The following is a 25425-nucleotide window of genomic DNA, read 5'->3' as shown; positions in this document are numbered from 1 at the left end:
CTTCCTGACCGATATCGTTGCCAACCAACCCAGGCGCAAAGAAATCCACGTCATCGCAGATAACCTCTCCGCCCACAAGACCAAGCTGGTCACCGCCTTCCTCGAACAGCATCCGAACGTCCACATGCACTTCACCCCGACCTACTCGTCCTGGTTGAATCAGGTTGAACTTTGGTTCGCCAAGATCGAACGTGACGTGATAGCACGTGGCGTATTCACTTCAGTCAAGGATCTCAAGGCCAAGCTCATGCGCTATATCCGCAAATACAACGAAGCGCCTAAGCCTGTGAAGTGGAAATACTTCGACGCCAAACGGCGCATCACTACGGATTCAACCGTTACAGTCTACTAGTCTCTGTGGTAATGTGTTCCGACACCTCGGGTTGGGATGTTCGACTTCCGGGGCAAGTGTGGATAGGCGCGGAAGATGGCATTCTCCACTCCGGAACCGGTGATGCGATAGGCCTTACGCCGGAAGCAGAATGGAGTTTTGAGCACGCGCGCCGGACCGCAGAGCGCTGGGGCGTTCCACTTGCGCAAGGACTTGCGGGGCACTGCTGCGCATGTGTTTCCATGGTTCGCATCGATGGTAATGCAAATTTCCTCGACTATGGCGTCTGCACTTCGGACGTCAGCCCACTTGATGGGCGCATCGTAAATATGCAAAGTGGTTGCGCTGCGTTCGTCGCAGCAGAAACGTAGGCATGGTCATTGTTTAGTTGGAATCGCTCAGACCTGGTCTGACGCCAAGGGGAAATGGAGTAAATCGAAGAAATGAGAGATTCACTAAGGGAAAAAATGATTGCAGTTTGTGACGAAAAAATAGCTAAAAAGGGACCAGATGTTGGCCTGTCTTTTTATGCCTTTTTCGCAAACAAGAATGACAATCCTGAGTTGCTGATGGAAGCCGCTGAATGGTGGATTCGCGAACACGAACTGGACCATTTTGAAAAGGCCACAAAGATTAAAAAAATGGTTCAACTGGCTAGACCGTCAACGGCCTTTGCTGAAGCGCTTTAGGTGCCACCCATCAAGGCAGAGCCGGCCTGGAAGGGCTTAGGACACGAATTGCAGGGTCACGGTGCCAATGAATCGCTGTGCTTACGTGGCTACAAGCATCTCTTTTCCCGGGTTGAACAACTTGGCGTGAAAGCCGTATGGCGGCGAAAAATGCAATCGAGGGAGCGGACAAAGGTGAACACCAAGGGCCGTTTTCTGTCGCAATTGATTTTCATTCGATTGACTGCTTTCGCAACGTCACCCTCAGCTAAGGAGGGCAAGCGAGCGACAGCTGAACAAGGTCTGTCTGGCCAAGCCGGACCTACTAGCGTTTAATGTTGCAGGATCGTGATCTTGCCATCTGCCTCCAGGAAGGCATATTTCATCTTTTCGATCGGGCAGTCAGCTTCGCGCAGCGCTTGTTCGAGGTCACTTTCGGCCACATGGTTGCTGAGCAAGGCATCTTTGAAGACTTTTCCATCACGGCCGAGCAGGACTGCGGTGCCTTCCAGCAAGTCGGCTGCCTTCTTGCTGCGGGCTGTGATAAAGGCGATGGCGATGTTCAGCGCTACCAGTGTCACCACCACGATCATGCCGCCCGCGACGGAATTGTCGCCACCGGTTAATCCGGGGGAGACCGATTCGCTCAACAGCATCACCACCAGCAGGTCGAACGGGGTGAACTGGCCGATGGTTCGTTTGCCACTCAGGCGCATCATTAGCAGCAGCGCGCAGTACACTGCGGCGCCGCGCAGGATGTACTCCCACCAGGGCAGGTTGAGCTCGAACATCGCGACCTCCTTCCTGCCCGGTTATATATTAATCCAACAGTGTTCGCCCACACGCTTCCGCTCATTAATCGGGAAGGTCATGTGACAAAGGGACGCGAGACGTCCCCGGATTCGCATCCGGCAATTTGCCACGCCCGAGCTCTTTACTGTACTATTCGGCTGGGTGCGCGCGACCCGGCCAGGGGAGCGCGTTAAACGGGAAACCGGTGAAACTGCCAAAAGCAGCCATTCCGGTGCAGCCCCCGCTGCTGTAAGCCTGACGACTCCGGCAACACGCCACTGCGATAAAACGCGGGAAGGCCCGGAGGAGGACGAAGGCGAGCCAGAATACCGGCCCACATTTATCAGCACTATTCTCCGGGGTGACGGGAAGCCGCTGTCGACCGGCTTTCCGCATTTGTATCCCCGCCAGCAGTCGACTGCCCTTTACTTCCCCCGTAGTGGTGTCCTTATAGACCATTCGACGGGAGGTATCGAATGCACATCATGGAAGGTTTCCTGCCGCCCGCGCATGCAATCGGCTGGGCGGCCGTTTCCGCGCCATTCCTGGCCTGGGGCTTGCGCAGCATGGGGCGCAAGCTGCAGGCGCATCCCGAACAGCGCATGCTGCTGGGCGTTGCCGCCGCTTTCGCTTTCCTGCTGTCCGCCCTGAAGCTGCCATCCGTGACGGGCAGCTGTTCCCACCCCACCGGCGTCGGCCTGGGGGCGCTGCTGTTTGGTCCCGCCGCGATGGTGCCGGTGGGCTTTGTCGTGCTGCTGTTCCAGGCGCTGCTGCTGGCGCATGGCGGCGTGACCACGCTGGGCGCCAACGTGTTTTCGATGGCAATCGTCGGCCCCTTTGTCTCTTACGGTGTGTTCCGTGCGGTCGCCGCACTTGGCTTGTCGCGCGCCGTGGCGGTGTTTCTGGCCGCCTGCATCGGCGACCTGGCCACCTATATGACCACTTCCGCCCAGTTGGCATGGGCTTTTCCCGATCCGGCCGGCGGCTTCAGCGCCTCGTTCACCAAGTTCGCGGGCATTTTCGCGCTGACCCAGCTGCCGATCGCGATCAGCGAAGGCTTGCTGACGGTGCTGGTGGTGAATGCCATGGCGCGCTTCAATGCGCATGAACTGCGTGTGCTGCCGGTGATGACGCTGGCGAAGGAGAAGACGGCATGAAGGCTCGTACCGGCTTGATCTGGCTTGCCATTGTTCTGTTGACCGTGTTGCCGCTGTGGTTCGCGGCAGTGCCTCCCGCGGAGCCGGGCAGCGCCGCGCCGGAGGCATTTAGTGGCGCCGATGCGCGCGCCCAGCTGGCGATTACCACCATTGCACCGGACTACCGGCCCTGGTTTGCCCCGTTGTTCGAGCCGCCCAGCGGCGAGATCGCATCGCTTCTTTTCGCGCTGCAGGCGGCGCTCGGCGCTGGTGTGATCGGCTTCTGGCTTGGTACGTCGGTTGCCCGCGAAGTTGGACGCAAGGCGTCCGCGCAGGACGACCGTGCGGATTGATGCTGCGGCATACGCCTGCCGCTGGCAAGGTGTCGCGCCGTCCGCCAAGGCCCTGTTCGCACTGGCGGGGATTGCCGCTGCCTGGCTCGCAGCAAGCCCTGTAACGCTGGCCGTGCTGGCGTTGTTGTCGATGCTTGCCACGTTGGCCGGTGCGCGCGTTCCGGTGCGAACCTATTTGGCTGTCGCGTTGGCGCCGCTGGGATTCCTGTCCCTGTCTTGCCTCACCATGCTGGTCACGCCATCCGCGGCCGGAGGCTGGCAATGGACGCCGGTGCTGCTGCCGGCGGTCATGCAGATTGCACTGCGCTCGCTGGCGGTGTTGGCGGCGGTTCTCGGCCTGATGCTGACCACCCCGATGCCGGACCTGCTGCTGCTGTTGCGCCGCCTGCATGTTCCGGAACTGCTGCTGGACATGATGGTCCTCAGCTACCGCATGCTGTTCGTGCTGCGCCAGGCCTGGGACGAGGGCAGCACGGCGCAGGGCGCGCGCCTTGGACATAGCGGCTGGCGCCAGTCCTGGCGCTCAATGGGTTTGCTGGCCGGACAGATGGCGGTGCAAGTATGGCAGCGTGCGTCCGCGCTGCAGATGGCCGCCGATGCGCGCGCCTGGCAGGGAAGTTTGCGTTTCCTGCCTGCTTCCTTCCCCGATGCACGCCGCCAGGTCGGCCTGGCCTTGCTGGCGGGCGGCTTGTTGCTTGCGTTGGCTGTGCGGGATCGCCTATGAGCATGAGCGCACTGATCGAACTGGAAGCGGTGGAGCACCGGTTCAGCGACGGCAGCGAAGGCCTGCGCGGCTGCAACCTATCGCTCGGCGCAGGGCGCCGCCATGCTTTGCTGGGTGCTAACGGGGCCGGCAAGACCACGCTGCTGGAGCACTTGAACGGTTTGCTGCGCCCGTCCGCCGGCCAGCTGCGCTGGCATGGAAAGCCGTATGACTATGGACGCGCGGGCTTGTCGGAGCTGCGCCGCCGCGTTGGCCTGGTGTTCCAGAATCCAGATCGCCAACTGTTCTCCGCCCTGGTCGAAGAAGATGTTTCGTTCGGGCCGTTGAACCTCGGCCTGGACGACGCCACCGTGCGCGCCCGCGTCGCCTCCGCGCTGGAGGCGGTGGGCTTGGACGGATATGGCCGCCGTCCCGTGCATCACCTTAGTTTTGGCCAGAAGAAGCGCGTCTGCATCGCCGGCGTGCTGGCCATGGAGCCTGAGGTCTTGCTGCTGGACGAGCCGATGGCGGGCCTGGATGCGCCGATGCAGGTCGAACTCGAAGCCTTGCTCGACCGTCTTGCCGCACGCGGCGTGACCACCATTTTATCCACCCATGACGTCGACTTTGCCTGGCGCTGGGCCGACGACATCCATTTGATGGCGGCAGGGCGCTGCATCGCTTCCACTCCGGCGCGCAACCTTCGCGCACATGGCGACGCCCTGCAAGCGGCCGGCCAGCGCCTGCCGCAGGCTTTGGTCCTGCATACGGAATTGGCCGCGCGCGGCGTACTGCCAGCCGGGGCGGCGCCGCGCAGCATGGATGCTTTGCTGGCGGCGCTGCGTGCGCTCCCAATCACCGAATTTTCAGGAGAAATACAGATATGACATCCGGCACCACAGGCAAAGTCTGGTTTGTCGGCGCCGGTCCAGGCGACCCGGAACTGCTTACCGTCAAGGGCCAGAAGCTGCTGGCGCAAGCCGGCGCCGTGCTGTTCGCCGGTTCGCTGGTCGACCGCGCCGCGACGATGTACGCGCCGCCCGGCTGTGCGATCCGCGATTCGAAGGACATGACGCTGGAAGAAATGACGGCATGGCTGATCGAACAGACGCGCATCCATGCTACCGTGGTGCGGCTGCAGACCGGCGATCCGGGCCTGTACGGCGCGCTGATCGAAATGGCGCGGCCGTTGACCGAAGCGGGTATCGAATGGGCCGTGGTGCCGGGCGTGTCGTCGGCGATGGCGTCGATGGCCGCCGCGGGCGAGTCGATGACCTTGCCCGAGGTGACGCAAACCGTGATCCTCACCCGCGTCGAGGGCCGCACACCGATGCCGGAAGGCGAAGACCTTGCCAGCCTGGCGGCGCACCGCACTACGCTGTGCATTTTCCTGTCGATTACCCTGATGTACAAGGTCGAGGCGGCGCTGCGTGCGGCCGGCTGGCCGGAGGACGCGCCCATGCTGGTGGTGCACAAAGCCAGCTGGCCCGGCGAGGAAAAAATCCTGCGCGGTACGCTGGCCGACATCAAGCAGCGCTGCCGCGAGGCCGGCGTCGCCAGCCAGGCGATGATCGTGGCCAGCCCCACGCTGGGCGCACTGCACTGGGAAACCCTGGTGCGCTCGAAATTGTACGACCCAACATTCACCCACCGTTTCAGAAAGGCCAGCGCATGAAACAACATATCATGGTGCCAGCAATCACCGCAGCAAACGATACCATCCTCGTCGTCGGCCACGGCTCCCGCGAAGAGTCGGGCAACCAGGAAATCCGCGAATTCGTGGACCTGTGGCGTGCGCGCCGCCCGGACTGGCGCATCGAGCTGTGTTTCATCGAGTTCGCGCCGCCGGAGCTGAACGCCAGCCTGAAATCGGTGGCAGCAGGCTCGCGCCGCGTGCTGGTGGTACCGCTGATCCTGAACGCCGCCGGCCACGTCAAAATGGAAATCCCGGAGGCTATCGAGCACGCTCGCCTCGCCTCGCCGCAGACCGAATTCCTGCTGGCGCCGCACCTGATGGCTTGCGATCCGATCCTGGCTATCCTGAAGCGCCGCCTGCGCAAGGCGATGGGATCGCTGGATATGCCCGATCCGACCACCACCGGCGTGGTGGTGCTGGGACGCGGTTCCTCCGACCGCGGCGCCAACGGTGAAATGGCCAAGATGGCGCGCTGGCTGCTGGAAGAGGGCGACCACGAGCTGGTGGACCTGGCTTTCACCGGCATCACCTGGCCGCGCCTGGAAAAAGTGGTTCAGCGCCACGTGACGCTGGGCATGCGCCAGATCGTCGTTCTGCCGTACTACCTGTACACCGGAACCCTGATGGAGCGCATCCACCGTCAGGTGGAGCATCTGCGCGTGCAATATCCGCAAGTTCGCTTCGCCTGCACCGAGCACTTCGGCTTTGAAAAAGAGATTTTCGAGCTGATGGACCAGCGCGTGGAAGACCTGCGCGCCGGCGTGCCGGACAGCCGCCTGCCTTGCGACGGCTGCAGCTACCGCGAAATCGCGCACGACCTGGGGCACGGCCATTCGCACGCACATACGCACGACCATGCGCATGAGCACGGCCATCCCCACCACGACCAGCACGACCACCACGAGCATCACGATCATGCTCCAGCGGAGACGCAGCCGGCATGAGCACCGTCAATACCGTCACCGAGCAGCTGACCCGCGCCGGCCAGGCCATCGAGCATGACAGCTTCGCGATCATCGATGCCGAAACCGGCCCGCATTCCTATACCGAGTCGCAATGGCCGATCGTGCGCCGCATGATCCATGCGAACGCGGACTTCGACTTCAACGGCCTCACTGACTTCCACCCCTCCGCTGTGCGAGAGGGCATTGCCGCCATGCTGGCAGGGGCAACGCCGGTGGTGGCCGACGTCGAGATGATCTGCTCCGGCCTGTCGCAGCCGCGCCTGGCGCACTTTGGCATGAAGACGTACCAGTTCATCAGCGACGCCGACGTGATTGAGACGGCCAAGCTGGAAGACACCACCCGCGCCGTGCAGGCAATGCGCAAAGCCCACCGCCTTGGCTTGCTGGAGGGGGCCATCGTCGGCATCGGCAATGCGCCGACGGCCCTGATCGAGCTGGTACGCCTAATCCGCGAAGAGGGCGTGCGCCCGGCGCTGGTGGTAGGCATGCCGGTCGGTTTCGTCTCGGCCGCCGAATCCAAGGATTTGATGGCGGAAATCGCCGAGGTGCCGTGGATCGTGATCCGCGGCCGCAAAGGCGGTTCGACCCTGGTGGTGGCGGCCTTGCACGCGTTGCTGGCCCTGGCCGAAGCGAAGCAGAAAGCAGGGCAGGAATGAAGGAAAAGGCTGCGGCCGAACGCGGCACGCGCACCGGTTTCACGACCGGCGCCTGCGCTGCCGCCGCTGCGCGCGCCGCGGTGCTTGGCATGGCGACCGGCCAGGTGCCGGGCGAGATTGAAAGCCTGCTGCCCAACGGCAGCCGGGTGCGTTTTACCGTGCAGGATGGCCGCTGCGATGCGCAATCCGCGCATGCCATGGTGGTCAAGTTTGCCGGCGACGACCCCGACTGCACCGACGGCGCCCACCTGACGGTCGACTTGCGCCTGCTGCCCGCCCAGCCCGGCACCGTCACCTTTGTCGCGGGCGACGGCGTCGGCACGGTGACCATGCCCGGCCTGGGCCTGGACGTGGGCGGTCCGGCGATCAATCCGGTTCCACGCCGTAACATCGCCGACAACCTGCGCGAAGCCGCGCCCGCGCTGCTGCAGGAACACGGCATCGAAGTCACCATCAGCGTACCCGACGGGCAGGTGATGGCAAAGAAGACCACCAATGCGCGCCTGGGCATCCTGGGCGGCATCAGCATTCTCGGCACCACCGGCATCGTCAAGCCGTATTCGACGGCAGCCTGGCGCGCCAGCGTGGTGCAGGGCGTGCAGGTGGCAGCGACCACCGGCCATGAAGTCGTGGCGCTGACCACGGGGGGGCGTACCGAAACCTTCGCCATCGCCGCGCTGCGCGCCGAGCGCCCCGAACTGCCGTCGGCTTGCTTCGTGCAGATGGGCGACTTCCTGCGTTACGCGCTGGACGAGGCGGCCACGCAGCGTATCGGCCTGGTGGTGCTGGCGGTCATGGTGGGCAAACTGACCAAGATCGCCCAAGGCGAGACCATCACCCACGCCAACCGCAGCGAGGTCGATACCGACCTGGTGGCGGAAATCGCGCGCCGCATCGGCGCCGCGCCGGAGGATTGCGCCGCCATCGCCGCCGCCGAGACGGCGCGCTTCGGGGCGGAACTGATGGTGGAACGCGGCTTGGGCGACGCCTTCCACCACGCGCTGGCGCAAGCGGCCATCGATACGCTGACCGCGCCCGAACGCTATGGCCGCGCCTTCCAGCTGCGGGTGCTGGTGTGCGACTTCAGCGGCAACCAGGTGGCCGACGTCTGGTCGGCGCCGGCGCTGCCGCAGGAGCGCCCGGCCGACGCAAGGCGCATCGGCATCGACCACATCCTCGACATCGACCCCGAACCCAGTCCCGAATGAAACCATGGATAGTTATGTAATCGACCCCAACCCCTGCCGCGTGATCGGCGTGCTGGACGACGGCGCTGCCAGTCTGAACGCGACCGCGCTGGCCTGGCTGCGCAACGCCGACGTGGTGATCGGCGGCGCACGCACGCTGGCGCTGCTGAAAAACGAATTCAAGACCGGTGCCGTCTGCCGCGACCTGACCGGGCGCCTGAAAGAGGTGCCGGAATGGGTGCGCGCCGCACGCGCCGATAACCTGGGCTGCGTGGTGCTGGCCACCGGCGACCCGCTCTGCCACGGCATCGCACCTTACCTGGCCCAGCACCTATGCGTGCAGGCATTGGATATCCTGCCCAACCTGTCGACGCTGCAGCTGGCCTGCGCCCGGATCGGCCTGGCCTGGCAGGATGCGCGCATCGTGTCGGTGCATGCGCGCGATGCGGGCGAATGGGCGCGCGGAAGTGCGCCCGGCCACGGCCTGTATGCACTGGCGCAGTCGCTGCGCCAGCATTCCCGCCTGCTGGTGCTGACCAGCCCTGACAATAGCCCCGACCGTATCGCCCGCCTGCTGCTGGCGGAGGGCCTGGGCGACGATTTCCATATGGCGGTGGCGGAAAACCTGCTGCAGCCGGAGGAACGCGTGCTGGCCGAACTCAGCCCCCAGGAAGCGGCGGGCATGCGCTTCGCGGCCCTGAACGTGGTGCTGCTGTGGCGCGTGACGCCGATGCCGAGCCCCGTGCGCTTTGGCCTGGCGGATGCGGCGTTCGAGCAGCGGCAGCCGGAGAAAGGCTTGATTACCAAGCAGGAAGTGCGTGCCGTCAGCCTGGCGCGGCTCCAGCTGCGCGCTGACAGCGTGGTGTGGGACATTGGCGCCGGTTCTGGTTCGGTCGGACTGGAAGCGGCCCGCCTCTGCCCGCAAGGACATGTGTTCGCCGTCGAAAAGAACGAAGAAGACTATGCCATCGCAGGCCGCAACCATGCAGCCTTCGGCGTCGCCAACTACAGCCTGTACCACGCGAAGGCGCCGGACGGCCTGGACGCCTGGCCCGATCCCGACGCGGTCTTCGTCGGCGGTTCCGGCGGCGAATTGTCCGCCCTGATTACCGGCGTGGTTCGCCGCCTGCGGCCGCACGGCACGCTGGTGATGAACTTCGTCACGCTGGAAAACCTGGCCACCGCCACCGCCGCGCTGCAAGCGCTGGAAGGCGAGGGCGTGGCCTGGGATGTGCTGCAGCTGCAGGCCGCGCGCAGCAAACCTATCCTGCACATGCACCGCATGGCGGCCGAAAACCCGGTCTGGATCGTCTGCGCGCGCCGCGCGGGAGGCGAAGCATGAGCGGCACCTTGTGGGGCATCTCGCTCGGCCCTGGCGCCCCCGGCCTGATCACGCGCGCCGCCTGGGAAGCGCTGCAGCGGCGCGACGCCGTCTGGGTCTATCCGGCCCGCAGCGGCAAGACGCCGAGCTACGCCCTGGATATCGTCCTGCGCGCCGGGCTGGAACCGCCTGCCGATCATGCGCTGCTGCTGTTCCCGATGACGCACGACGGCGAAAAGCTGGGGCGCGCCTGGCTCAAGGCCGCCGAAACCGTGCTGCCCTGGCTGCGCGCGGGACGCGACGTGCTGTTCCTGGTCGAGGGCGACGCCAGCACCTACGCCACTTTCGGCCACCTGGCGCGCACTGTGCGCGCACTGGATGATCAGGTGCCGGTGGAGATCATCGCAGGCGTCAACGCCTTCACCGCCGCCTGCGCCGAAGTCCCTGTTCCGTTCGCGGAGCAGGACGACACGGTGGCCATCGTTCCCGCCGCATACGGCGTGAGCGCCATCGATCGCCTGCTGCCCGATTTCGACACCCTGGTGCTGATGAAGGTCAAGCCGATTCTGGATGAACTGATCGACTGGCTGGAACGCAAAGACCTGCTGGCCGGTGCGCATTTCATCGAACGCGTCGGCGCGCCGGACGAGCGCCGTTTCAGCGCCGCGGACATCCTGGCGCTGCGCGGCACCAAGGTCAGCTACCTGTCCCTGCTGATCGTCAAGCATCCGCACCGCATCCGCGGCGAACGTATCAAGGGCTGCCTGAAAAAAGCCGGCCCTCAACCTACTCTCCTGGAGACTGCATGAGCAGCGAAACCCTTACCAGCGTTACCGCCCCCCGCCTGTGCCTGGTGGCCATCACCAAGCACGGCGCCGCCCAGGCCGTGCGCCTGGCCGCCGACCTGCCCGGCGCCGACATCTGCACCTCCGCCAAGTTCGCCGCGCAGTTTGCCGGCCTGCCCAACCCTGTGCGTGCCTACGACGGCGCGCTGCGCGACGAGATCGGCCCCCTGTTCGCGGGCTACGACCAGATCGTGTTCTTCGTCTCGCTGGGCGCCGTGGTGCGCCTGATCGCGCCGCATCTGCGCAGCAAGGACGAGGATCCGGGCGTGATCGTGGTCGACGACGCCGGCCAGTACGTGATCCCTGTGCTGTCCGGCCATGTGGGCGGCGCCAACGAATGGAGCGAACGCGTCGCCGACCTGCTGGGTGCCGCGCCGGTGCTGACCACCGCCTCCGACGTCGGCCGCACCATTCCCGTCGATATCCTCGGCCGCCACCTTGGCTGGCGCGTGGAGGCGCCGAAAATCAATATCACGCGCGTCTCGGCCCATGTGGTGAACGGCGAGCCGATCGCCTTTGTGCAGGAAGCGGGCAGCCCGGACTGGTGGACCCGGCCGACGCCCCTGCCGGAAAACATCCACTGCTTCAGCCATTTCGACGAAGTGCTGCTGGAGCGCTATGCCGCGCTGCTGTGGGTGACGCACGCCGAGGTGAGCGAGGAGCGCTGGAATGCCCTGCACGAGCGCCTGGTGGTGTACCGCCCGCCGCTGGAAAGCGCGGCATGACCGAATTCACCATCGGCCTGGGCTGCGACCGCGGCGCGCTGCTGCAGACGGTGCGCGCTGCCGTTGGCGCCGCGCTGGCCGAAGCCGGCGCGCTGCCCGCTCAGGTGACAGCGGCGGCAAGCATCACGCTCAAGCGCGATGAAACGGCCCTGCTGGCGTTCGCGCTGGAGCAGGGCTGGCCGCTGCACTTTTACGAACCGGAAGAACTGGCTGCCGTGCCGGTGCCGAATCCTTCCGAAACGGTGCGCCGCTATACCGGCACCCCCTCGGTCAGCGAGGCAGCTGCGTTGTTGGCCGCCGGGCCGGGCACCCCGATGACTGCGCTGGTGGTCGAAAAATTCAAACTCAGGGGCGATGACAACCGCAACGTCACTGTCTCCATCGCAAGGAAAAACGTATGAACGCTCAACTCGAACAGCCGGCGTCCGCCGCCGGCAAGATCATGCTGGTGGGGATAGGCCCCGGCAGCGTCGACCACATGACGCAACGCGCGCGCGACGCGATCGCCGAGGCGGACGTGGTGATCGGCTATGTCACCTACATCAAACTGGTGGCCGACCTGATTGAAGGCAAGGAGATCATCCGCAAGTCCATGACGGAGGAGCTGGACCGCGCTGTCAGTGCGCTGGAGGCGGCGCGCGCAGGCAAGAAGGTGGCCCTGATTTCGTCCGGCGACGCCGGCGTGTACGGCATGGCCGGCCCGACGTATGAAGTGCTGTTCCAGTCCGGCTGGACGCCGGAGGATCCGGTGCAGGTCGAAATCATTCCAGGCGCCTCGGCCCTGAACAGCTGCGCCGCCCTGGTCGGCGCGCCGCTGACGCACGACTTTTGCGCGATCTCGCTGTCCGACCTGCTGACGCCCTGGCCGACCATCGCCCGCCGTCTGGACGCGGTGGCGATGGCGGACTTCGTGGTGGCGCTGTACAACCCGAAAAGCGGCCGCCGCACGCGCCAGATCGTCGAAGCGCAACGCCTGTTCCTGCGCCACCGCCGTCCCGACACCCCGGTCGCCATCGTCAAAAGCGCCTATCGCCGCCGCGAAAACATCGTCTTCACCACGCTCGACAGCATGGCCGATGCCGACATCGGCATGCTCAGCACCGTCCTGATCGGCAACAGCAACACCTTCGTGCGCGATGGCCTGATGGTCACGCCGCGCGGCTACGCCAATAAATACGATATGCAGGAAGGCGGCGCCACGCGCGAAGGCGAACGTGCCGGGCGCTCGCTGTCGACCGGCCTGCTGGGCTGGCTCGACACGCTGCGGGCGGAACATGACGCCGGTGCCAGCGTCGATGCGCTGGCGGCGCAGTACCGGCTGCCGGCCGACTACATCCGCGCCACGCTGGATGAACCGTGGGAAGCGGAAGTCGTCAATGCCGGCGAGGAGGGCGAAGCATGAGCACCGAAGACCCGATCGTGAAGCCGAAAATCGGCGACTACAACCGCCACCTGCTGGTCTGCACCGGCCCGCGCTGCACGGCGGACGGCCAATCCCAGGCCCTGTTCGACAGCCTGGGCGAAAAGTTCAAGGCCGCCGGGTTGAACGAGGGCGAGTTGCGCGTCAAGCGCAGCCGGGTCAGCTGCTTCGCAGCCTGCAAGGGCGGCCCGATCGTCTGCGTCCAGCCGGACGGCACCTGGTATTACAACGTCACGCCGGACAACATGGACCGCATCATCGAGCAGCACCTGTGCAACGGCGAGACGGTGGAAGAAATAGTGTTTCATCAACGTTGATAGGCACGTATAATCGCTCCCGTTTGGTGCCCCGCGCGCATTCCAGCGCGCAGTTAAACGGGAAACACATGGCCATGCCGCGCCAGGCGGCGGGCCAGGGTGTGCTGCCCCCGCAACGGTAAGCAAGCGTCGCGCCTCAGCGACAGGCCATCTCGACAAGCCACTGTGCCGCAGGCATGGGAAGGCAAGACGGTCAGCCTTGCCAGCCCGGATACCGGCCAGACAGGTGGTGCGCGCATCGGCGACGATGGGCGCGCTGTTCGGTCGCGCTCACGGGGAGGTGGGCGGGATTGCCGATTCAATCATCCAACATGAACAAGACAATGATCCCCGTGATCGTGGGGGCGCTGTGCGCTGCCGCAACAGTACGGGCACAGGAACAGCAGCAGGGCCATGAAACGCCGGCCATGGTGCATGTGGTGGGCCACTATGAAAACGCCGTCGGTACCTCCGATGCGGCCAGCGAAGGCACCATCACGGCGAAACTGATCGCCAACCGTCCCGCCTTGCGGCCGGGCGAGATCCTGGAATTCGTGCCCGGCATGATCGTCACCCAGCATAGCGGCGACGGCAAGGCCAACCAATACTACCTGCGCGGCTTCAACCTGGACCACGGCACCGACTTCGCCACCTTCGTCGACGGCATGCCGGTGAATATGCGCACGCATGCCCACGGCCAGGGCTATACCGACCTGAATTTCCTGATCCCCGAGCTGGTCGGCAAGATCCACTACCGCAAGGGGCCGTACTACGCGGACGAAGGCGATTTCGCTTCGGCCGGCGCGGCGCATATGGGCCTGGCGGACAAGCTCAATGAAGGCACGGCATCGCTGACGGTCGGCGAACACGCCTATCGGCGCGGCCTGCTGGCCAATTCCAGCGGCGTGGGCGGCGGCAACCTGCTGTATGCGCTGGAGCTGGGGCATAACGACGGTCCGTGGCAGATGCCTGAGGCCTTCCATAAGGCGTCCGGCGTCCTGCGCTACAGCGCCGGCAGCGGCGGCGAGCGCTTCAGCGTGACGGCGATGGGCTACAAGGCCGGCTGGCGCGCCACCAGCCAGATTCCCCTGCGGGCGGTGCAGGATGGACGGCTGGACGAATTCGGCGCCGCCGATCCGAGCGACGGCGGGCGCACCGCGCGCTACAGCCTGTCCAGCGAGTGGCGCCGGCGCGGCGACAGCACGCTGACGGAAGCGCATGCCTACCTGGTGCGCTCCAAGCTGTCGTTGTACAACGACGTCACCTACTTTCTCGACGATCCGGTCAACGGCGACCAGGTGCTGCAGACGGAACGCCGCAGGATGACGGGCTTCGACCTGACGCATACCTGGTACGGGCAGCTTGCCGGACGGCCGATGGACAACGCCGTCGGGCTGCAGGGCCGCTTCGACCACATCGCGCCGCTCGGCCTCTTCGCCACCGCCCAGCAGCGCGTGCTGCAGCCGATCGCCCAATCGCATGTGTCCGAGGGCAGCATGTCGGCCTGGTTGCAGAACAGCGTGCAGTGGACGTCCTGGCTGCGTTCCATCGCGGGCCTGCGCTACGACCGCTACACCTTCGATGTCGACAGCTCGATCGCGGAAAATACCGGCAAGGCGCAGGACCACATGGCCTCGCCCAAGCTGGCGCTGATCCTGGGGCCGTGGGAAAAGACGGAATTCTTCATCAACTATGGCGAAGGCTTCCACAGCAATGACGCGCGCGGCACCACGGCGCACCTGTCGCCGCGCGAGCGCGAGCCGATCGAACCGGTCACGCCCCTGGTGAAGACGCGTGGCGCCGAACTCGGCGCACGCAGCGAAATCGTGAAGGGCTTGCAAAGTTCGCTGGCGCTGTGGCGCCTGCGTTCCGGATCCGAACTGGTATTTTCAGGCGATGCGGGCGACACCGCGCCAAGCCGCGCCAGCAAGCGTTCCGGCATCGAATGGAATAACCACTATGCCGCGACCAGCCACCTGCTGTTGGACTTCGATCTGGCGTATTCGCGGGCGCGCTATACGGAATTCGATCCGGCCGGCGACCGCGTTCCGGGCGCCGTGGAGAAAGTGATGTCGTTCGGCGCGACCCTGAGCGATGCCGGCCCCTGGTCCGGCGCCTTCCAGCTGCGCTACTTCGGTCCGCGCCCGCTGGTGGAGGACAACAGCGTGCGTTCGGCCAGCACGGCGCTGGCCTACCTGCGCGCCGGCTACCGCTTCGACCGCCGCTGGCAGCTCACGGCCGATATCTTCAACCTGTTCGACCGCAAAGCCAGCGACGTGGATTACTACTACGCTTCGCGCCTGCCGGGCGAACCGGCGGAAGGCGTGAGCGATATGCATTTCCATCCGGGTGAGCCGCGCACCTTGCGCCTGACGCTGCGCGCAGCCTTCTGAGCCTCAGGCGCCGCCGGCGTAGCCGTGCTGGCGCCAAGCCTCAAAGACCACCACCGCCACGGTGTTGGAGAGGTTGAGGCTGCGGTTGCCCGGCATCATGGGCAGGCGGATGCGCTGCGCGGTGGGGAAGGATTCGCGGAATTCCGGCGCCAGGCCGCGCGTCTCGCTGCCGAACACGAACACGTCGCCGGGCTGGAAGGCCAGTTCGGCGAAGGGACGCGAGCCGTGCGTGGTCATGGCGAACATGCGGCCGCCATCCGGCTGCACCTCGGCCAGGAAGGCGTCCCAATCCTTGTGCACCTTCATATTGGCATATTCGTGGTAATCGAGGCCGGCGCGGCGCATCTTGGCGTCGTCCAGCGGGAAGCCGAGCGGTTCGATCAGGTGCAGCTGCGCACCCGTGTTCGCGCACAGGCGGATTACATTGCCCGTGTTGGGCGGGATTTCCGGGTTGACCAGCACTACATGAAACAAGTCGTTCTCCTAATTCGTGTTCGGGGGCGTGCGGGCGAACACATAGTTCGTCACGCGCGCGGCGCCGTGGCGCTTGAGTGTCGCCGCCAGTTCCTGCAAGGTCCTGCCGCTGCTCATGACATCATCCACCAGGCCGATATGCCGCCCTTCCACCAGCGCCCGCTCGGGGATGGCAAAGGCACGGGCCAGGTTGGCCTGGCGCGCGCCGTGCAGCATGCTGCTCTGGGCCGCCGTTTCGCGCACGCGCACGGCCAGCCGCGGCGCGACCGCAATGCCGAGCCGCTTGCCCAGCGGCCGGGCGATTTCCAGCGCCTGGTTGAAGCCGCGTTCGGCCAGGCGCTGCGGCCCGAGCGGCACGGGGCAGAGCAGGGCGGGGCGCGGCACGGCGCCGGAGCGCAGCACGGCCTCGGCCAGCAGGCCGGCAAACAGACGCGCCAGCGCGAGCTGGCGGGCGAATTTTAACTGAAGCACGAGGCGGTCCACCGGCAGGGCGTAGTCGGCGGCCGCCACGGTCGCGTCGAAAGCGGGGCGATCGGCCTGGCAGCGGCCGCAGGGGACCGGCGCCGTGTCCGCTGCCGGCAGCGGGTTGGCGCAGCTCGGGCAGCGGGCGGTGCCCGCGGCGAAGAACTGGGCGCGGCAGCCGGGGCAGAGCAGCTCGGGGCCGCTGGCGCCGCACAGCACGCAATTACAGGGCAATAGCAGGCCGAGCAGGCGGTGCGCCATCGCAAATCCCCGCGAACGAGTAAACTGTCCGGATTATCCCATCGGAACACCGTATTTAATATGCAAGCCCCAGCAAAACCGCCGAAATTAAGCGCTCCCATTGACCTGGATCGGGTCCGCCAGTTGTTTTCCGATCCGGCCCGCGTGGCCGAATCGGATTTCCTGCGGCGCGAGATCGCCAGCCGCATGCACGAGCGCCTGCAGCTGGTGAAAGTGAATCCGCTGCGCGTGCTGGACGCCGGCTGCGGCGCCGGCCCGGATTTGCCGCTCTTGCAGAAAAGCTATCCCGCCGCCCAGATCCTGGGCGTCGACACCTCGGCCGCCATGATCGCCGCCGCGCGCGGCCAGGCTGGCAAATCCGGCCTGAGCCAGTTGATTGGCAAATTGTTACCGGCAAAGTCCGGCATTGACTACCTGTGCGCCGATATGGCCGAGCTGCCGCTGGCGCGCCACAATGCCGACCTGGTCTGGTCCAACCTGGCCCTGCACTGGCACCCGCAGCCCGACCGCGTCTTTGCGGAGTGGCACCGGGTGCTGAAGGTGGGCGGCCTGCTGATGTTCTCCTGCTTCGGCCCGGATACCCTGCAGGAACTGCGCGCCGCCTTCGCCGCGGTCGACCTGGCGCCGCACACGCTGCCCTTTGTCGATATGCACGATTTCGGCGACCAGCTGGTGGAAGCGGGCTTTGCCGAGCCGGTGATGGATATGGAAAAGATCACGGTGACCTACGACAGCGCCGACAAGCTGCTGGCCGATGCCCGTGCCCTGGGCGGCAACCCGCTGCAGACGCGGCGCAAGGGCTTGCTGGGAAAACAGGCCTACCAGCGCATGCTGCAAGGCCTGGAACAGCAGCGCCGCCCGGACGGCAAGCTCGCGTTAACGTTCGAAGTGATCTATGGCCACGCCTTCCGCCCGGCGCCAAGGGTGACCAGCAGCGGCGAGGCCATCATCCGCTTCGATTTGCCGAGGAAGCCCCCAAAATAGGCCGGCAAGGGCAGGCTTACTCGCGTATACCACAGGCAAGGGCGCGCCGCCCTTGATGTAGGACATGTTCACTGAGTATAATCATTGACTAATTTTGCCAGTATTTCATTGTCCGGACGCAGCAAAATGGCCCGGGGACGGCAAACGTGGTAGCAAGCTTTACGGTGATGTGTGGTCATCGGTAGTGATTTTCAAGGTTCCAGCACAGTTCTGGCGCGATTTTCTTGCGCGCGGGAGCGGCTCGGGACCTTTAGGTGTTTAGTGTTTAGCGTGTGGCGGGAGCCCGGTTAAGCGGTAAAGCGGGCCTGGCACACAAAAATTTTCTTTATTTTTGGGTGGTTGGGGAAAACATGAAACTTGCGAAGCGACTTCAATCGTTGATGGTCGGCTTGGCCGTTGCCGGCGCTGCATTGCCGGCCTGGGCCGAACCGGCGGCGACAGCAGCCGTTGACTACCATAAAGCGACCGGCGCGACCGGCGGCCCGATGGAGCATCAGTTGAATCTGCAGGCTCCTGCGACAAAGATCGCTGAAAACATCTACGACCTGCACACCATGATGATGTGGATCATTATGGTCATCTTCGTCGCCGTGTTCGGCGTGATGTTCTACTCCATCTTCAAACACCGCAAGTCGGTCGGCCACAAGGCCGCCACCTTCCACGAATCCACCGCCGTCGAAATCGCCTGGACCGTCGTGCCATTCCTGATCGTGATCGGCATGGCCCTGCCAGCCACCAAGACCGTGGTCGCGATGAAAGATACCTCCAACGCCGACATCACCATCAAGGCCACCGGCATGCAGTGGAAATGGGGCTACGACTACCTGAAGGGCGAGGGCGAGGGCATTTCCTTCCTGTCCAACCTGTCCACGCCGCGTGAGCAGGTGGGCAACCCGGATGAACAGTACAAGGGCAAGCGCAACGAGAACTACCTGATGGAAGTCGATAACGAAGTGGTGGTGCCGGTCGGCAAAAAGATCCGCATCGTCACCACCGCCAACGACGTGATCCACGCCTGGATGATCCCGGCCTTCGGCGTCAAGCAGGATGCCATCCCGGGCTATGTGCGCGATACCTGGTTCAAGTCGGAATATACCGGCACCTTCCGCGGCAACTGCGCCGAACTGTGCGGCAAAGAGCACGCCTTCATGCCGATCGTGGTGAAAGTCGTGACGGCCGAAGAGTACACCGCCTGGGTCGACGGCAAGAAGAAGGAAATGGCCGCCCTGGCCGAAGATCCGAACAAGACCTGGACCATCGACGAGCTGAAAACCAAGGGCGAAAAAGTCTATTCCTCCACCTGCGTGGCCTGCCATCAGGCGAGCGGCAAGGGCATCCCTGGCGCCTTCGCTTCGCTCGACGGTTCGCCGGTCGTGAACGGCCCGCGCGCCGAGCAGATCAACGTCCTGCTGCACGGCAAGAAGTCCGGCAAATTCCCGGGCGAAATGCCAGCGCAGAAGCAACTGTCGGATACCGAAATCGCGGCTGTCATCACCTACACCCGCAACTCCTGGTCGAACAAGCCAGCGGAAAACATTGTCCAGCCTGCCGAAGTAGCGGCTGCACGCGCCAAGTAATTAGGAGCATTACATGAGCACACACGATCACGCACACGATCACGCCCACGGCGACCACGATCACGCACACGATCATCCACATGGCCTGAGCCGTTGGCTGTTCGCCACCAACCACAAGGATATCGGTACCCTGTACATGTGGTTCTCCTTCATCATGCTGCTGTCCGGCGGCGTGCTGGCGCTGATGATCCGTACCGAGCTGTTCAAGCCGGGCCTGCAATTTTTCCAGCCTGAGTTCTTCAACCAGCTGACCACCATGCACGGCCTGGTGATGGTGTTCGGCGCCATCATGCCGGCCTTCGTCGGCTTCGCCAACTGGATGATCCCGCTGCAGATCGGCGCATCCGACATGGCGTTCGCGCGCATGAACAACTTCTCGTTCTGGCTGCTGCCGCCGGCGGCGATCCTGCTGGCCGGGTCCTTCTTCGTGCCTGGCGGCGCGACCGCGGCCGGCTGGACCCTGTACGCTCCGCTGTCGACCCAGATGGGTATCGGCATGGACATGGGTATCTTCGCCATGCACATCATGGGCGCCTCGTCCATCATGGGCTCCATCAACATCATCGTCACCATCCTGAACATGCGCGCGCCCGGCATGACCCTGATGAAGATGCCGATGTTCTGCTGGACCTGGCTGATCACCGCCTACCTGCTGATCGCCGTCATGCCGGTGCTGGCAGGCGCCATCACCATGACCCTGACCGACCGCCACTTCGGCACCTCCTTCTTCAACGCCGCCGGCGGCGGCGACCCGGTCATGTACCAGCACATCTTCTGGTTCTTCGGCCACCCCGAGGTGTACATCATGATTCTGCCGGCCTTCGGCATCGTGTCGCAGATCATCCCGGCCTTCGCCCGCAAGCAGCTGTTCGGCTACGCGTCGATGGTGTACGCCACCGCGTCCATCGCGATCCTGTCGTTCATCGTCTGGGCCCACCACATGTTCACCACCGGCATGCCGGTGACCTCGCAGCTGTTCTTCATGTACGCCACCATGCTGATCTCCGTGCCGACCGGCGTGAAGGTCTTCAACTGGATCGCGACCATGTGGAAAGGCTCGATGACCTTTGAGACCCCGATGCTGTTCTCGGTCGGCTTCATCTTCGTGTTCACCATGGGCGGCTTCACCGGCCTGATGCTGGCCGTGACCCCGGTCGACATCCAGCTGCAGGACACCTACTATGTGGTGGCGCACTTCCACTATGTGCTGGTGGCCGGCTCCCTGTTCGCCCTGTTCGCCGGCTTCTACTACTGGGTACCGAAGTGGACCGGCCATATGTACAGCGAGACGATGGGCAAGGCCCACTTCTGGCTGTCGCTGATCACGTTCAACGTGACCTTCTTCCCGATGCACTTCCTGGGCCTGGCCGGCATGCCGCGCCGCTACGCCGACTACCAGGCGCAGTTCACCGACTTCAACTCGATCGCGTCCATCGGCGCCTTCGGTTTCGGCCTGAGCCAGGTGTTCTTCCTGTTCTGTGTGGTGCTGCCGACTATCCGCGGCGGCAAGCCGGCGGAAGCGAAGCCATGGGACGGCGCGGAAGGCCTGGAGTGGACCGTGCCGTCGCCGGCGCCGTTCCACACGTTTGAAGTTCCGCCGACTGTCAAGTAATACCCGGGGCGGGCGCGCAAGCGCCTGCCTTGTTAAGGATTCACATGTCTGACCCGAACAAGCCGAATAGCAATGTGCGCCTGGCCCTGATCCTGTTGTCGGTCGCCGTGGTGTTTTTTGTCTCCGTCATTGGCAAGCAATGGATGCTGGGGCACCACTGAGATGAGCAGCGAGGAGCGCGGCAGCAACCGGAAACTGCTCGGCAAGCTGGTCGTCATCGCCGTCATGATGTTCGGCTTTGGCTATGCCCTGATCCCGGTCTACAAGCACCTGTGCGAGGTGCTGGGGCTGAACCTGATCGACGGCAAGCCGCGCGCGGTGGCGAAGAACAGCCAGGTCGACACGAGCCGTGACATCACGGTGGAGCTGGTGAGCAATGTACAGGGCAGCGTACGTTTCCGCGCCACCCAGAACAGTGTGACCGTGCACCCCGGCGAAATGACGACGGTGGTGTACGAGGTAGTCAACAGCGTGGACCGCACGGTGAAGGCGCAAGCCGTCCCGAGCTACACGCCGATGGAAGTGACGCCGCATTTCAAGAAGGTGGAATGCTTCTGCTTCAAGGAGCAGGTGCTGAAACCGAAGGAGGCGCGGCAGATGCCCGTGGTGTTCTTCATCGATCCGGCCGTGCCGAAGAGCGTGAAGACCGTCACCCTGTCGTACACCTTTATCGAGGCCGGTGGCTTCGACAAGCAGGCGGCGGCCAACTAGGGAAGACAGATGGGATCGTTTTTGTATTCGATGAAAGCAGTGATCTGGTCGTTTTTCGGCCTGCGCCGCAAGAGCGACTTTGAGCAGGACCAGGAGAAGATCAAACCGGTCCACGTCATCGTCGCCGCCTTGCTGGGCGCGGCCATGTTTATCGGCTTGCTGCTGACAATCGTCAAACTTGTGGTTTCAAAGTAAATAATTGCAGGATTTTTGGGGAGAACAAGATGAGCTCTAACAACGCCGCGGCACCGTACTACTTTGTGCCTGGTCCTTCCAAATGGCCGATGCTGGCGGGGATGTCCCTGCTGGTGACCATGATTGGCGCCTCCGCATGGGTCAACGACGCATCCTGGGGCATGGCCGTCAACAATGCCGGCATCCTGATGACCCTGGCCGTGCTGTATTTCTGGTTCGGCGACGCCATCTCCGAGTCCGAAAAGGGCATGTACTCGCGGCGCATCGATGTCTCCTACCGCTGGTCGATGGGCTGGTTCATCTTTTCCGAAGTGATGTTCTTCGGCGCCTTCTTCGGTGCCTTGTTCTATGCCCGCTCGATCAGCTTCCCCTGGTTGGCCGACCTGGACCACAAGATGATCTGGCCTGACTTTAGCGGCCTGTGGAGTTCCAGCGTGGGGCCGGCCGGTACGGTGGAGCACTATACCCCGGTGGAGGCGTTCGGCATCCCGACCCTGAATACCGCGTTGCTGCTGGCATCGGGCATGACCCTGACCATTTCCCACCACGGCCTGCAGGCGGGCAATCGCTCCAAGGCGATCATCTGGCTGGCCGTCACCGTGCTGTTCGGCGCGACGTTCATGGGCTTCCAGGCCTATGAATACATGCACGCGTACAGCGAACTGAACCTGAAACTGACCTCGGGCATTTACGGTTCGACCTTCTACCTGCTGACCGGCTTCCACGGCTTCCACGTGACCATGGGCGCGATCATGCTGTCCGTGGTGCTGTACCGCCTGATCCGCGGCGATATGAGCGCGGAACACCACTTCGCCTTCGAAGGTGCGGCCTGGTACTGGCACTTTGTCGACGTGGTCTGGCTCGGCCTGTATGCCGTCGTGTACTGGATGTAATAGGCGGGTATAATTTACCGGCAAAAAAAGCCGCAGCGCTTGCTGCGGCTTTTTTACATTTGAGGCCGGTTTACCGGATGCCGGTGGGCTTGATGTAGCCCAGCTTTGCCAGAACCAGGATGGTGATGAAGAAGGCAATCGAGAAGCCGACGCGCAGCGCGAAGGCGCGCACCATTTTCGGGTTGGCCGATTTGCTGCGCATCATGCTGATGAAAGCCGCGGCCAGGCTGCCGATGATCAGCACGAAGGCGATGGCGACAAAGTATTTCATGGTAATCAGGCAGTAGCTAAGGAAGACTCATTGTATGGCATTCCGCTTCCGGTTGATCCCTTTCCTGGCCACCCTGGCGCTGGCGGCCATCGGCCTCTGCGCCGGCCGCTGGCAGGACGGCCGCGCCGCCCAGAAGAGCGCGCTCGAGGCGCGCCTGGCCGCCGGCAATGCCGCCGCGCCGCTGCTGCTGGGCGCCGCCCCGGTCAAGGCCGCCGATGTCGAATTTCGCCGTGTGCAGCTGACGGGCGAGTGGGTCGCCGGCTGGCCGATCTACCTGGACAATCGCCCGCGCCAAGGCAAACCGGGTTTCTATCTCCTGATGCCATTGCGCCTGGCCGGCAGCGATATGCATGCGCTGGTCGCGCGCGGCTGGCTGCCGCGCGACATGGCCGACCGCAGCAAGCTGCCGCCCTATGCGACGCCGGCTGGCACGGTGACGGTGGAGGGCATTGCGCGCCTGGCGCCGGGACACGTCATGCAGCTCGGTGAAGCACCCCAGCTGGCGGCCGGCGCCATCGTGCAAAATGCCGATGCGGCGGCCCTGGCCGCGGCCACCGGCTGGAAGTTTCAGCCCATCGTAATCGAGCAGACCACGCCGGACGGCACGGCCGGCGCGCCGGAAACGCTGCTGCGCGACTGGCCGGCGCCGGCGCTGGGGGCCGACAAGCACAAGGCATACGCTTTCCAGTGGTACGCACTGGCGGCAATGGCAGTTCTTTTCTTTGTATTCACCGGATTGAGAAAAAGTGGAAAACAGTAATCAAGTCGAAAACCAGCGCCGCCGCGGCCGCTGGAGCATGTTCGCTGTGCTGCTGGTATGCGCTGCGCCGATCATCGCCTCCTACATCACCTACTTCCTGATCAAGCCGGAGGGGCGCACCAATTACGGCGACCTGATCGACCCGCGCGAACACCCGATCCCGGCCATTGCCAGCACCGCGCTGGACGGCAAGCCGGCCACGCTGGCCGACTATCAGGGCAAGTGGATCATGCTCAAGGTGGGCGGTTCGGCCTGCGACCAGAAATGCCAGGACATGCTGTTCATGATGCGCCAGCTGCGCACCATGCAGGGCAAGGAAGCGGAGCGTATCGAACGCGTCTGGCTGATCACCGACCAGGAGCCGCTGGAGACCTTCATGCTGCGCGTGAACGACGGCACCCGCTTCCTGCGCGCGCCGGCCGGCGCGGTGGCCAAGTGGCTGCCGCTGGAGCAGGGCGGCAAGGTGGAAGAGCACATCTACCTGATCGACCCAATGGGCCACCTGATGATGCGTTTCCCGAAAGACGCCGATCCGGCCAAGGTGAAGAAGGACCTGGCCAAGGTGCTCAAGGCTTCGGCCATCGGCTAAGGCGCGCAATGAACCACAATTCCTTTGCCCACATGGCGATCACGGCGCTGCTGGTAGCCTCGCTGCCGCTGTCCGTGGTCTGGATTTCCAGCGACACCAACAAGTACCGCAAGCTGGTCTGGATCGCCGTGTTCCTGACCTTCGACCTGATTGTGTTCGGGGCATTCACGCGCCTGACCGACTCGGGCCTGGGCTGCCCGGACTGGCCGGGCTGCTATGGCGCCGCCAATCCCTTCATTGCGCACGAGCAGATCCGCGCCGCCGAATCGCTGATGCCGACCGGTCCCGTCACCATGATGAAGGCCTGGATCGAAATGATCCACCGCTACCTGGCCATGGGCATCGGCGTGCTGATCGTGGCCATGATGGGCGTGGCATGGTGGCGTTCTTCAAGCCGCGGGCGCGTCGGCACAGGCGCGGGTATGGCGCGCCGCATCCCGCGCGCCTATCCGACGTTTCTGTTTTTCTTCGTTCTGCTGCAGGGGGCTTTCGGCGCCTGGACCGTGACGCAGAAGTTGCAGCCCGTCATCGTTACCGGCCACCTGGTGCTGGGCATGTCCCTGCTGTCCCTGCTGGCCTGGTTTGGCGGGCGCGAAGACCAGCTGCATGCGCCGCTGCCGCGCGCGACCGGCTCGCAGATGGCGCGGCTTGGCCGCATCCGCCTGCTGGCCGCGCTCTCCGGCATCGTGCTGCTGGCGCAGCTGGCGCTGGGCGCCTGGGTCAGCTCCAACTACGCCACCCTGGCCTGCACCGAATTCCCGACCTGCGGCGGCGCCTGGCTGCCGGAGATGGACTTCGACCACGGCTTCCACCTGTGGCGCGAACTGGGTAAAACCGCCGCCGGCCATTACCTGCCGTTTGCGGCGCTGACCGCGATCCACTGGGTGCACCGCAACTTCGCCGCCATGGTGCTGCTGGTGCTGGGCGCCACTGCCTGGCAAGCCTGGCGCGTCCCGGGGCTGGCGACGCATGCGCGCTGGATGGCGGCGGTGCTGGCGCTGCAGGCGTGCAGCGGCGTGGCGACCATCTATTTCAGCTTCCCGCTGGCGATCGCCGTGCTGCACAACGCGGGGGCGGCGGCCTTGGTGCTGCTGCTGACCATGATAAACTACAGGGCGAAGTATCTCGCTGCACCCGCCTACCAATAAG

General features: G+C 64.4%; 32 protein-coding genes and 2 riboswitches. Of the genes, 28 read left to right on the top strand and 4 right to left on the bottom strand.

Annotated elements, in window-relative coordinates; translation table 11 throughout:
* The 3 genes from H597_RS0103670 to H597_RS0103665 form a co-directional block, all read left to right on the top strand.
* The coding region (locus H597_RS0103670; RefSeq protein WP_028100945.1) for an IS630 family transposase at nt 1–352 on the top strand (352 nt) is incomplete at its 5' end.
* An 11-nt stretch (nt 353–363) separates the two neighbouring features.
* Nucleotides 364–702, top strand: a complete 339-nt coding sequence (locus H597_RS36195; RefSeq protein ID WP_154667926.1) for a DUF3027 domain-containing protein — start codon at nt 364–366, stop codon at nt 700–702.
* Nucleotides 703–774: 72 nt separating this feature from the next.
* Complete coding sequence (locus H597_RS0103665) at nt 775–1020, top strand: DUF6500 family protein (protein WP_028100944.1); 246 nt, start codon at nt 775–777, stop codon at nt 1018–1020.
* Between the two features lie 311 nt (nt 1021–1331).
* On the opposite strand, the gene H597_RS0103660 is transcribed toward H597_RS0103665, so the two are convergent.
* Nucleotides 1332–1790: a DUF421 domain-containing protein gene (locus H597_RS0103660; protein ID WP_028100943.1), complete on the bottom strand. Its 459-nt coding sequence runs from the start codon at nt 1788–1790 to the stop codon at nt 1332–1334.
* A 144-nt stretch (nt 1791–1934) separates the two neighbouring features.
* Nucleotides 1935–2143: riboswitch (cobalamin riboswitch) on the top strand.
* A 124-nt stretch (nt 2144–2267) separates the two neighbouring features.
* Between H597_RS0103660 and H597_RS0103655 the strand changes: the two genes are divergently transcribed.
* The 15 genes from H597_RS0103655 (at nt 2268) to H597_RS29570 (ending at nt 15487) form a co-directional block, all read left to right on the top strand.
* Complete coding sequence (locus tag H597_RS0103655) at nt 2268–2948, top strand: energy-coupling factor ABC transporter permease (RefSeq protein ID WP_028100942.1); 681 nt, start codon at nt 2268–2270, stop codon at nt 2946–2948.
* Entirely contained in the window at nt 2945–3280 is a 336-nt protein-coding gene (locus H597_RS0103650) for an energy-coupling factor ABC transporter substrate-binding protein (protein ID WP_028100941.1), read from the top strand. The genes H597_RS0103655 and H597_RS0103650 overlap by 4 nt, the downstream gene beginning before the upstream one ends.
* Nucleotides 3270–4004 carry a cobalt ECF transporter T component CbiQ gene (cbiQ, locus tag H597_RS0103645; protein ID WP_028100940.1) on the top strand — a complete coding sequence of 245 codons (735 nt, stop codon included), beginning with the start codon at nt 3270–3272 and terminating at the stop codon, nt 4002–4004. The genes H597_RS0103650 and cbiQ overlap by 11 nt, the downstream gene beginning before the upstream one ends.
* Entirely contained in the window at nt 4001–4870 is an 870-nt protein-coding gene (locus H597_RS0103640; protein WP_028100939.1) for an energy-coupling factor ABC transporter ATP-binding protein, read from the top strand. The genes cbiQ and H597_RS0103640 overlap by 4 nt, the downstream gene beginning before the upstream one ends.
* Nucleotides 4867–5658, top strand: a complete 792-nt coding sequence (gene cobM / locus H597_RS0103635; RefSeq protein ID WP_028100938.1) for a precorrin-4 C(11)-methyltransferase — start codon at nt 4867–4869, stop codon at nt 5656–5658. Before H597_RS0103640 ends, cobM begins: the two co-directional genes overlap by 4 nt.
* The gene (locus H597_RS0103630) at nt 5655–6623 is read left to right on the top strand and encodes a sirohydrochlorin chelatase (RefSeq protein ID WP_229632076.1); all 969 of its coding nucleotides are present in this window, start codon (nt 5655–5657) and stop codon (nt 6621–6623) included. The genes cobM and H597_RS0103630 overlap by 4 nt, the downstream gene beginning before the upstream one ends.
* Nucleotides 6620–7300, top strand: coding sequence for a precorrin-8X methylmutase (locus H597_RS0103625; protein WP_028100936.1), 681 nt, complete (start codon nt 6620–6622; stop codon nt 7298–7300). Before H597_RS0103630 ends, H597_RS0103625 begins: the two co-directional genes overlap by 4 nt.
* Complete coding sequence (locus tag H597_RS0103620) at nt 7297–8508, top strand: cobalt-precorrin-5B (C(1))-methyltransferase (RefSeq protein WP_028100935.1); 1212 nt, start codon at nt 7297–7299, stop codon at nt 8506–8508. The genes H597_RS0103625 and H597_RS0103620 overlap by 4 nt, the downstream gene beginning before the upstream one ends.
* A gap of 4 nt (nt 8509–8512) precedes the next feature.
* Nucleotides 8513–9829, top strand: a complete 1317-nt coding sequence (locus H597_RS0103615) for a bifunctional cobalt-precorrin-7 (C(5))-methyltransferase/cobalt-precorrin-6B (C(15))-methyltransferase (protein ID WP_028100934.1) — start codon at nt 8513–8515, stop codon at nt 9827–9829.
* Nucleotides 9826–10617, top strand: a complete 792-nt coding sequence (gene cobI, locus H597_RS0103610) for a precorrin-2 C(20)-methyltransferase (RefSeq protein ID WP_035372925.1) — start codon at nt 9826–9828, stop codon at nt 10615–10617. Before H597_RS0103615 ends, cobI begins: the two co-directional genes overlap by 4 nt.
* A complete protein-coding gene (locus H597_RS0103605) occupies nt 10614–11378 on the top strand; it encodes a cobalamin biosynthesis central domain-containing protein (protein ID WP_028100933.1) in 765 nt (254 codons plus the stop codon). Before cobI ends, H597_RS0103605 begins: the two co-directional genes overlap by 4 nt.
* Nucleotides 11375–11779 carry a cobalamin biosynthesis protein gene (locus H597_RS0103600; protein WP_028100932.1) on the top strand — a complete coding sequence of 135 codons (405 nt, stop codon included), beginning with the start codon at nt 11375–11377 and terminating at the stop codon, nt 11777–11779. Before H597_RS0103605 ends, H597_RS0103600 begins: the two co-directional genes overlap by 4 nt.
* Nucleotides 11776–12780: a precorrin-3B C(17)-methyltransferase gene (gene cobJ / locus H597_RS29575; protein WP_083940920.1), complete on the top strand. Its 1005-nt coding sequence runs from the start codon at nt 11776–11778 to the stop codon at nt 12778–12780. Before H597_RS0103600 ends, cobJ begins: the two co-directional genes overlap by 4 nt.
* Nucleotides 12777–13115, top strand: a complete 339-nt coding sequence (locus H597_RS0103590; protein WP_028100931.1) for a (2Fe-2S) ferredoxin domain-containing protein — start codon at nt 12777–12779, stop codon at nt 13113–13115. The genes cobJ and H597_RS0103590 overlap by 4 nt, the downstream gene beginning before the upstream one ends.
* Before the next feature lie 7 nt (nt 13116–13122).
* A riboswitch (cobalamin riboswitch) is annotated at nt 13123–13352 on the top strand.
* A gap of 74 nt (nt 13353–13426) precedes the next feature.
* Entirely contained in the window at nt 13427–15487 is a 2061-nt protein-coding gene (locus tag H597_RS29570) for a TonB-dependent receptor (RefSeq protein ID WP_035372923.1), read from the top strand.
* A gap of 3 nt (nt 15488–15490) precedes the next feature.
* Here H597_RS29570 and trmL read toward each other — a convergent pair whose 3' ends face one another.
* Nucleotides 15491–15961: a tRNA (uridine(34)/cytosine(34)/5-carboxymethylaminomethyluridine(34)-2'-O)-methyltransferase TrmL gene (trmL, locus tag H597_RS0103580; protein WP_028100930.1), complete on the bottom strand. Its 471-nt coding sequence runs from the start codon at nt 15959–15961 to the stop codon at nt 15491–15493.
* A gap of 9 nt (nt 15962–15970) precedes the next feature.
* Nucleotides 15971–16684, bottom strand: coding sequence for a ComF family protein (locus H597_RS0103575; protein ID WP_028100929.1), 714 nt, complete (start codon nt 16682–16684; stop codon nt 15971–15973).
* A gap of 60 nt (nt 16685–16744) precedes the next feature.
* Here H597_RS0103575 and H597_RS0103570 point away from each other — a divergent pair, with 60 nt between their 5' ends.
* The 7 genes from H597_RS0103570 (at nt 16745) to H597_RS0103540 (ending at nt 22656) form a co-directional block, all read left to right on the top strand.
* Entirely contained in the window at nt 16745–17668 is a 924-nt protein-coding gene (locus H597_RS0103570) for a methyltransferase domain-containing protein (protein ID WP_028100928.1), read from the top strand.
* 350 nt (nt 17669–18018) lie between these two features.
* Nucleotides 18019–19245, top strand: coding sequence for a cytochrome c oxidase subunit II (gene coxB / locus H597_RS0103565; RefSeq protein ID WP_028100927.1), 1227 nt, complete (start codon nt 18019–18021; stop codon nt 19243–19245).
* Nucleotides 19246–19258: 13 nt separating this feature from the next.
* Nucleotides 19259–20857: a cytochrome c oxidase subunit I gene (gene ctaD, locus H597_RS0103560; protein WP_028100926.1), complete on the top strand. Its 1599-nt coding sequence runs from the start codon at nt 19259–19261 to the stop codon at nt 20855–20857.
* Between the two features lie 44 nt (nt 20858–20901).
* Nucleotides 20902–21018, top strand: coding sequence for a cytochrome oxidase small assembly protein (locus H597_RS35610; protein WP_211231999.1), 117 nt, complete (start codon nt 20902–20904; stop codon nt 21016–21018).
* A 1-nt stretch (nt 21019) separates the two neighbouring features.
* A complete protein-coding gene (locus tag H597_RS0103550) occupies nt 21020–21568 on the top strand; it encodes a cytochrome c oxidase assembly protein (RefSeq protein ID WP_028100925.1) in 549 nt (182 codons plus the stop codon).
* Nucleotides 21569–21577: 9 nt separating this feature from the next.
* On the top strand, nt 21578–21763 hold the full coding sequence (locus tag H597_RS0103545) for a DUF2970 domain-containing protein (protein ID WP_028100924.1): 186 nt from the start codon (nt 21578–21580) through the stop codon (nt 21761–21763).
* A gap of 29 nt (nt 21764–21792) precedes the next feature.
* On the top strand, nt 21793–22656 hold the full coding sequence (locus tag H597_RS0103540) for a cytochrome c oxidase subunit 3 (RefSeq protein WP_028100923.1): 864 nt from the start codon (nt 21793–21795) through the stop codon (nt 22654–22656).
* 70 nt (nt 22657–22726) lie between these two features.
* Here H597_RS0103540 and H597_RS0103535 read toward each other — a convergent pair whose 3' ends face one another.
* Nucleotides 22727–22927 carry a DUF2909 domain-containing protein gene (locus H597_RS0103535; protein ID WP_028100922.1) on the bottom strand — a complete coding sequence of 67 codons (201 nt, stop codon included), beginning with the start codon at nt 22925–22927 and terminating at the stop codon, nt 22727–22729.
* A gap of 34 nt (nt 22928–22961) precedes the next feature.
* Here H597_RS0103535 and H597_RS0103530 point away from each other — a divergent pair, with 34 nt between their 5' ends.
* Genes H597_RS0103530 through H597_RS0103520 form a run of 3 tightly spaced genes read left to right on the top strand, consistent with a single transcriptional unit; the run spans nt 22962 to nt 25424 of the window.
* Complete coding sequence (locus tag H597_RS0103530) at nt 22962–23687, top strand: SURF1 family protein (protein ID WP_035372920.1); 726 nt, start codon at nt 22962–22964, stop codon at nt 23685–23687.
* A 37-nt stretch (nt 23688–23724) separates the two neighbouring features.
* Nucleotides 23725–24276, top strand: coding sequence for an SCO family protein (locus H597_RS0103525; protein ID WP_211232005.1), 552 nt, complete (start codon nt 23725–23727; stop codon nt 24274–24276).
* Nucleotides 24277–24284: 8 nt separating this feature from the next.
* Nucleotides 24285–25424: a COX15/CtaA family protein gene (locus H597_RS0103520; protein ID WP_028100919.1), complete on the top strand. Its 1140-nt coding sequence runs from the start codon at nt 24285–24287 to the stop codon at nt 25422–25424.
* Nucleotide 25425 lies beyond the last annotated feature (1 nt).

The organism is Pseudoduganella violaceinigra DSM 15887 (assembly GCF_000425385.1).
Classification (GTDB): Bacteria; Pseudomonadota; Gammaproteobacteria; order Burkholderiales; family Burkholderiaceae_D; genus Rugamonas; species Rugamonas violaceinigra.
This window is presented reverse-complemented; position numbering and strand designations above follow the sequence as displayed.